Consider the following 7,404-nt stretch of genomic DNA (forward strand, 5'->3'; position numbering starts at 1 on the left):
GGGAGCGAGGAGCCCCCGCCCCGGTCGTTGAGCGAGGGAGCGCAGCGACCGAGACGAAACGCCCGCCGTGCCCCCGTCGCGGTCGTTGAGCGAGGGAGCGCCGCGACCGAGACGAAACGCCCGCCCAGGTAGGCCTACTTCAGCAGCCGCGACAGCCGCCGGTCCGCCAGCACCTTGCCGCCGGTCTGACACGTCGCGCAGTACTCCAGCGAGTTGTCGGCGAAGAAGACGCTGCGCACGACATCCCCGCAGACGGGGCAGGTCTCGCCGCGACGACCGTGCACCTGCATGCCGCGTCGCTTGGCGTCCTTGAGCTCAGCGGGCGGCTTGCCGCTCGCCGTGGCCACCGCTTCGGCCAGCGTCGCCGTCATCGCCTCGTAGAGATGGTCGATGTCTTCGGGCGAGAGGCTCGCGGCCAGCGCATACGGCGACATCCGTGCGTCGTGGAGGATCTCGTCCGAGTACGCGTTGCCCACCCCGGCCAGGATCGACTGATCGCGCAGCACGCCCTTGATCTGCGTGCGTCTGCCCTCGATGAGGCCGGCGAGGGTGTTGCGGGTGAACGTGGGATCGAGCGGATCCGGCCCGAGCCGGGCGATCCCCGGCACATCCTGGGGATCGTTCACCACGTAGACCGCAAGCGATTTCTTGGTTCCCGCTTCGGTGAGGTCGAATCCCGAGCCGTCCGAAAGCGCGACCCGCAGCGCGATCGGCGTCTTGCCGGGGCGGATGAGCGTCGCGGGCAGCTCGTCGTACCAGCGCAGCCAACCCGCCTTGGCCAGGTGGAAGATCAGGTGCGGCTCGGCATCCGTCGTCGCGGTCGGGAGGTCGATGAACTTGCCGTGCCGCGCGGCGCCCGTGATCTCGGCGCCCACGAGTGCGTCGACGGGCGGATCGTATGTCTTCAGCGCGGCGAACGCGGCGACCGTGACACGCGTGATCGCGAGCCCCGTCGTCCGCCCGCGGAGGAAGTCGACCAGGCCCTGGACTTCGGGCATCTCCGGCACGCCCCCATCCTCGCACGCCCCTCCGACCCGTGGGCGAAGCCCAGGGGTCGAGCACAACGTCGCCGATTCGGCGCCGTAGGGGACTGGGAACCGATTCCCACACCGTGCGAAGCACCAGATGGCGACGTTGTGCGTCCGTGGCCGCGTTCCTCCCCAGGCCGCTGCCGTCTGGACTTGTCCGCGGCTGCCGCGGGGGCGCCGTCGGCCTGGATGCCGGCCCCTCAGCATCGGGACATGTTCGAGTCGCGCTCCGCAGCTGTGGCCGCCTCCCTCGGCGGAGGCGCGTTGACCTATGCCGAGCTGCGGCAGCGCGGAGCCAGTCGACGGCAGATCGACGAAGCCATCGCCGCCGCCCGGCTGATCCGCGTTCGCAAGGGAACGTATCTATCCGGCGGCTGCCCGCAGCCGGTACTCGCCGCCGCACGCGACGGCGGGCGCCTGGACTGCGTGTCGCTGCTCGCGCTGCTGAACGTGTTCGTGCTCCACGCGGGCGCGCTCCACGTGCAGATGGACTACGGCTCGACGCGGATCCCCGCGCGCAGCCCACAGCTCGTGCGCCACTGGCGCGCAACCGAGGCGGCGGAAGCCGACCTCGTCGCCCCGCTGGTGGAGGCGCTCGCTCAGGCCTGCAGGTGCCAGCCGCCCCGTGCGGCCATCGCCACTCTCGACAGCGCATGGCATCTCGGGCTGGTCGACGAGCAGGACATTGCGGAGGTGTTCCGTCGTCTGCCCCGCCGATTCCGCGTGCTGCGCGCCCTCCTGGACCGCCGCGCGGAGTCCGGTGCCGAGTCACTCATGCGGCTGCTGCTGCGGTCGCACGGCTGGACGGTGGATGTGCAAGTCTCCATCAGCGGGGTCGGACGAGTCGATCTGGTTGTAGACGGATGGCTCATCATCGAGTGCGACAGCGAAGAGTTCCACAGCGGCTGGGAAGCCGGAAGACGCGATCGTCGACGCGACCTGGCGGCAGCGGCCCTGGGCTACGTCACACTCCGCCCGATCGCCGAGGACATCATGTACCACCCGGAGCGGGTCATCTCCGCCGTGCGAGCCGCCGTCGAGCACCGGGCGCTCGTGGCCGGCGCGCACAAGGTCGCCATTTCGGACCGCAAAGCCCGCCTCCCATCACGCTGAGCGTGTGCGCGGCACAGGATGGCGACGTTGTGCCCGCGGCGAGTCCCGGATCCCGAACGGCCCGGCGCCCCGGCTACACCCGCCGGAGCAGCCCGACCTTCTCGTACACGTCCGCGACGGTGCGATCGGCGACCTCCGAGGCGCGGCCGGCGTTGACGGCGAGCACGCGGTCGAGCTCCGCCTTGTCGTCCAGCAGCTCCAGCGCGCGAGCGCGCACCGGGCCGAACTCGTTCACGATGACCTCGGCCAGACCCTTCTTGAAGTCGCCGTAGCCGCGGCCGGCGTACTCGTCCTCGATCGAGGGGATCTGCCGACCGGTGAGGGCGGCGTAGATCACCAGGAGGTTGGAGACCCCGGGCTTGACCTCGCGGTCGTACCGCACCGATCCCTCGCTGTCGGTGACCGCGCGCATGATCTTCTTCGCGCTCACCGACGGGTCATCGAGCAGCCACAGCACGCCGGCATCCGACTCCGCGGACTTCGACATCTTCGCCGTCGGGTTCTGCAGGTCGAAGATGCGCGCAGTGTCCTGCTGGATCACCGGCATCGGCACGCGGAACGTCTGGCCGTAGCGCGCGTTGAAGCGCTCGGCGAGGTCGCGCGTGAGCTCGACGTGCTGCTTCTGGTCGTCGCCGACCGGCACGATGTCGGTCTGGTACAGCAGGATGTCGGCCGCCATCAGCACCGGATAGGTGAACAGGCCCACGGACGTCGCCTCCGAGCCGTAGCGCTGCGACTTGTCCTTGAACTGCGTCATCCGTCCGGCTTCGCCGAAGCCCGTGATCGTCGACAGGATCCACGCGAGCTCAGGATGCGCGGGCACGTGCGACTGCACGTACAACGTGGACTTCGACGGCTCGATGCCCGCCGCGATGTACTGCGCGGCGGTCCGGCGGGTCTTCTCGCGCAGCTCGGCGGGATCGTTCGGCTGCGTCAGGGCGTGCAGGTCGACGACCGAGAAGAACGCGTCGTACGCCTCCTGCAGGTCGCGCCACTGCATGAGCGCCCCGATGTAGTTGCCGATCTGGAGCGAGTCGGCGGAGGGCTGCATGCCGGAATAGAGGCGAGGTTTCGTCACTGGGCAATTCTAGAGTCGGGCCGGGGAGGCCCCCGCCGCAGACGACACGGGATGCCGCGGCGGAGCGATCAGCGACCGATCGAGTAGTCGGCCAGCACCGGTGCGTGATCGCTCCAGCGCGTGTCCCAGGAGGGTGCCCGCACGACGCGGTAGTCGGTGACCCGGGATGCGAGCTCGGGCGTCGCGAGGTGGTAGTCGATGCGCCATCCGGAGTCGTTGTCGAAGGCGCGTCCGCGCATCGACCACCACGTGTACGGCCCGTCGATCTCACCGTGGTGCATGCGACCGATGTCGGTCCAGCCGAGGCCGGTACCCCGCGACCCGTCGACCCCGGTCACCGCGGCGCCCGCGGGCCCGAGGAACCTGTCGAAGTAGGCGCGCTCGCGAGGCAGGAACCCGGCCTTCTTGACGTTGCCCTTCCAGTTGCGGATGTCCAGCTCGCGGTGCCCGACGTTCAGGTCGCCCATCACGAGGGACAGCGGCGAGGTCGCAGCCAGCTGCGGCAGCCGCCGTTCCATCGCATCGAGGAACGCCCACTTGGCGTCCTGCCGCGGCGTGTCGGCCTCGCCCGTATGCACGTAGGCGCTGACCACGGTGAGCCGCTCCCCGTCGACGTCGAAATCGGCTTCGAGCCAGCGACCCGCGCTGTCGAGCCCTTCTTCGCCCAGGACGGTCCGCGCGGCGGTCGGAGCGAGCCGAGCGGCGATCGCGACGCCCGCGCGTCCCTTCGCCAGCGCCTCGTCGTTGACGAGCTCCCAGCCGGGCAGCACCGCCCGCAGCTCGTCGACCGTGGCACGGACCTCCTGCAGGGCCATGATGTCCACGTCCGCGGCATCGAGCCATTCGAGCATCCCTTTGCGGGTCGCCGCCCGGATTCCGTTGACGTTGATCGAGGCGATGCGGACGCGATGTGGCACGCCTCCCAGCCTATCGATCGCTCCTGACATGCCCCGGGTGGCCGGGCGCTCCCGCGGCAGCCCCTGCCGGAGCCGCATCCGTGTCGTTCGGATGCTTCGTGGACTCGGCATTCGCAGACTCGGCCTGCTTCGCCGCTCGCCTCGCCTGCCTCCCGCCCTGCTTGGACGTGATCGACGCCGCCGGGGCGGAGGCCTCGACCCGTTCCAGTTCGTCCTCGGCTTCCCTGACGGCGAAGTCCGCTCGCCACGCGCGGTACCACGGGGCTGCGGCGCGAGCTTCGTGCGCCGTCCGCAGTCGCACCTGCGCCGCCAGCAGCAGCGCCTGATGCTCGGCGGCGATCCGCTCGGCCTCGGTGGGCAGCAGCATCGGGATGTCCTTGTCCTTCGACGTCACGGCGATCCAAGCGGCCGCCACCAGCATGATGATGCCGCTGATCTTGAACCACAGCAGCAGCCCGACGAAGACCGCGAACGTGGCCAGGAGCGGATTGGACGGCGTGTAGCTGAGCAGAAGCCCCGCTCCGAGCTGGAGCACCGTGAGCGCGGCGCCGCCGAGCAGCGCACCCGGCCAGATCACCCGCCATCGAAGCGAGGTGCCGGTGAGGAAGCGGAAGAGGCCGGCCAGAGCCGCCGCGTTCAGCGCGAACGACACGATGACCGAGCCGAGCGCGATGCTCGCGTTGAGCATTCCCGGGGCCGCTTCGATGCCGATCAGCGAGAGCAACCACGACAGCGCCCACGAGCCGATCGAGGTCAGCACCGCGCCGATGATGATCGCGACGCCGAAGATGATCGCCGCGAGAAGGTCGCGCGCCTTCAGCAGCACATAGCTGCGCCGGTCGGGCGGGATGCCGAAGATGTCGCGCACGCCGCGTCGCGAATAGGTCACCCAGCCAATGGCCGTCCAGATCACCGTGCCGAGGGCGATCAGTCCGGTGATGCCGAGCACCCCTGTCGTGCTGGATGCGATCTGCTGCACCTCCGCCGGCGTGACGACGCCCCCTTCTTCGCTGATCAGACCGGGAATGTAGCTGTTGATGACCGCGATCATCGCGTTGACGGCATCCTCGTTGCCGCCGAGCCACAGTCCCGTGATGGCGAACGCGAGGTAGATCGCCGCGAAGATCGCGAACAGCGCCTGGTAGCTGATGCCCGCGGCGAGCAGAAAGCCGTTAAGTCTCAGGAAGTGCCGCCAGACGCGTATCGGGAACCACGCCATCGTCGCCTTGGTGAGCTTCGTCGCGGCCTGGATCGGCTCGTCGAAGCGGTCGCGGAACGACTCCTGCGTCGCCTCCCAGCGCTCCCGGAGCGTCTCCTCCTCGCGCGCGGCGTGCTCGGCCGCCGCACGCGCGTCGGGTGCGCTGCCCCGCGCGCTCTTCTGGCTCACTGTCACAGGTTAGCGATCGACGGATGCCGCGGCGGCGGCATCCGGGACAACAGCGGGAGTCAGCGCCCGCGGAGGATCGCCTGCTTGACCTCGGCGATCGCCTTGGTCACCTCGATGCCGCGAGGGCAGGCCTCCGTGCAGTTGAAGGTCGTCCGGCAGCGCCAGACGCCTTCCTTGTCGTTGAGGATGTCGAGGCGCATGTCGCCGGCGTCGTCTCGCGAGTCGAAGATGAAGCGGTGCGCGTTCACGATCGCGGCAGGTCCGAAATACTGCCCGTCGGTCCAGAAGACCGGGCACGACGAGGTGCATGCCGCGCACAGAATGCACTTCGTGGTGTCGTCGAAGACTTCGCGGTCGACGATCGACTGGATGCGCTCCTTGCCCGGCTCCGGCTTCGTCCCGGAGATGAGGAAGGGCTGCACGTCGCGGAAGGAGGCGAAGAACGGCTCCATGTCCACGATCAGGTCCTTCTCCAGCGGCAGGCCCTTGATCGCCTCGACATAGATCGGCTGCGAGATGTCGAGATCCTTGATGAGGGTCTTGCAGGCGAGCCGATTGCGCCCGTTGATGCGCATGGCGTCGGACCCGCAGATGCCGTGCGCACACGAGCGGCGGAAGGTCAGCGAGCCGTCGACCTCCCACTTGATCTTGTGCAGCGCGTCCAGCACGCGGTCGGTCGAGTAGAGCTCGACGTCGTAGTCGACCCAGCGCGGCTCCTCGTCCACCTCGGGATCGAAGCGGCGGATGATGAAGGTCACGAGGAACGACTGGATGCCGGTCTGCACCGGCGCCTGCTCGATCTCGTCCGGCGAACCGGTCCCCTCGGTCGCTTCCGGTGCGGTCTTCTCCGGTGTGTCGAGGACTGTCGTCGCCATCAGTACTTCCTCTCCATCGGCTGGTACCGCGTGATCACGACGGGCTTCCAGTCCAAGCGGATGTGGTCGTCGGCTTTCGACGAGCCCGCGTCGCCCGACAGATACGCCATCGTGTGCTTCATGTATGTCTCGTCGTCGCGCTTCGGGTAATCGTCGCGCATGTGCCCGCCGCGGCTCTCCTTGCGGTTGCGCGCGGTGACGACCACGACCTCGGCGATGTCGAGCAGGAAGCCGAGCTCGACCGCCTCGAGCAGGTCGGTGTTGTAGCGCTTGCCCTTGTCGTCGACGTGGATGTTGCGGAACCGCTCGCGCAGCTCCTCGATGACGCCGAGCACGTGGGTGAGGGACTCATGGGTGCGGAAGACCTGCGCGCCCTTGTCCATCTCGTCCTGCAGTTTCTTGCGCAGCACGGCGATGCGCTCGGTACCGGTTCCGTTGCGCAGTCCCTCGATGAGGCCGCGCACTTCGGCGGCGGGGTCCTCGGGCAGCGGGACGAAGTCCGCGGTCTGGACGTACTCGACGGCGTTGCGGCCGGCGCGCTTGCCGAACACGTTGATGTCCAGAAGAGAGTTGGTGCCGAGGCGGTTGGAGCCGTGCACCGACACGCACGCGCACTCGCCGGCGGCGTAGAGGCCGGGCACCACCGTGGTGTTGTCGGCGAGGACCTGCGCGTCGTTGTTGGTCGGGATGCCGCCCATCGCGTAATGCGCGGTGGGCATCACCGGCACCGGCTCGACCACCGGGTCCACGCCGAGGTAGGTGCGGGCGAACTCGGTGATGTCGGGCAGCTTCGTCTCGAGCACCTCCGCACCGAGGTGGGTGCAGTCCAGCAGCACGTAGTCGCGGTGCGGCCCGGCGCCGCGCCCCTCAGCGACCTCCTGCTGCATGCAGCGGCTCACGATGTCGCGCGGGGCGAGGTCCTTGATGGTGGGTGCGTAGCGCTCCATGAACCGCTCGCCGCTCACGTTGCGCAGGATCGCTCCCTCTCCGCGCGCACCTTCGGTGA

General features: G+C 69.0%; 7 protein-coding genes. 1 reads left to right on the top strand and 6 read right to left on the bottom strand.

What is annotated here, in order from left to right; genetic code table 11:
• Positions 1 to 134 precede the first annotated feature (134 nt).
• Entirely contained in the window at positions 135 to 1,007 is an 873-nt protein-coding gene (locus VFX99_RS06595) for an Fpg/Nei family DNA glycosylase (protein WP_329665516.1), read from the bottom strand.
• 234 nt (positions 1,008 to 1,241) lie between these two features.
• Between VFX99_RS06595 and VFX99_RS06600 the strand changes: the two genes are divergently transcribed.
• Complete coding sequence (locus tag VFX99_RS06600; protein WP_329665517.1) at positions 1,242 to 2,141, top strand: hypothetical protein; 900 nt, start codon at positions 1,242 to 1,244, stop codon at positions 2,139 to 2,141.
• Positions 2,142 to 2,214: 73 nt separating this feature from the next.
• Here the strand turns inward: VFX99_RS06600 and trpS are convergent, their stop codons facing one another.
• The 5 genes from trpS to VFX99_RS06625 all read right to left on the bottom strand — a co-directional run.
• Positions 2,215 to 3,219, bottom strand: coding sequence for a tryptophan--tRNA ligase (gene trpS / locus VFX99_RS06605; RefSeq protein ID WP_329665518.1), 1,005 nt, complete (start codon positions 3,217 to 3,219; stop codon positions 2,215 to 2,217).
• Between the two features lie 68 nt (positions 3,220 to 3,287).
• Positions 3,288 to 4,136, bottom strand: coding sequence for an exodeoxyribonuclease III (locus tag VFX99_RS06610; RefSeq protein WP_329665519.1), 849 nt, complete (start codon positions 4,134 to 4,136; stop codon positions 3,288 to 3,290).
• A gap of 10 nt (positions 4,137 to 4,146) precedes the next feature.
• Entirely contained in the window at positions 4,147 to 5,523 is a 1,377-nt protein-coding gene (locus VFX99_RS06615) for a YihY/virulence factor BrkB family protein (RefSeq protein WP_329665520.1), read from the bottom strand.
• A gap of 59 nt (positions 5,524 to 5,582) precedes the next feature.
• On the bottom strand, positions 5,583 to 6,398 hold the full coding sequence (locus VFX99_RS06620; RefSeq protein WP_329665521.1) for a succinate dehydrogenase iron-sulfur subunit: 816 nt from the start codon (positions 6,396 to 6,398) through the stop codon (positions 5,583 to 5,585).
• Positions 6,398 to 7,404, bottom strand: a 1,007-nt coding sequence (locus tag VFX99_RS06625) for an FAD-binding protein (RefSeq protein WP_329665522.1), incomplete at its 5' end; no start/stop codon positions are given. The genes VFX99_RS06625 and VFX99_RS06620, both read right to left, overlap by 1 nt.

Origin of the sequence: Microbacterium sp. (genome assembly GCF_036277215.1) — a bacterium.
Taxonomy (GTDB): domain Bacteria; phylum Actinomycetota; class Actinomycetes; order Actinomycetales; family Microbacteriaceae; genus Microbacterium.

Excerpts from the sequence above, each read along its gene's own strand:
- VFX99_RS06600 (WP_329665517.1), top strand. The coding sequence starts at position 1,242 with ATGTTCGAGTCGCGCTCCGCAGCTGTGGCCGCCTCCCTCGGCGGAGGC.
- VFX99_RS06620 (WP_329665521.1), bottom strand. The coding sequence starts at position 6,398 with ATGGCGACGACAGTCCTCGACACACCGGAGAAGACCGCACCGGAAGCG.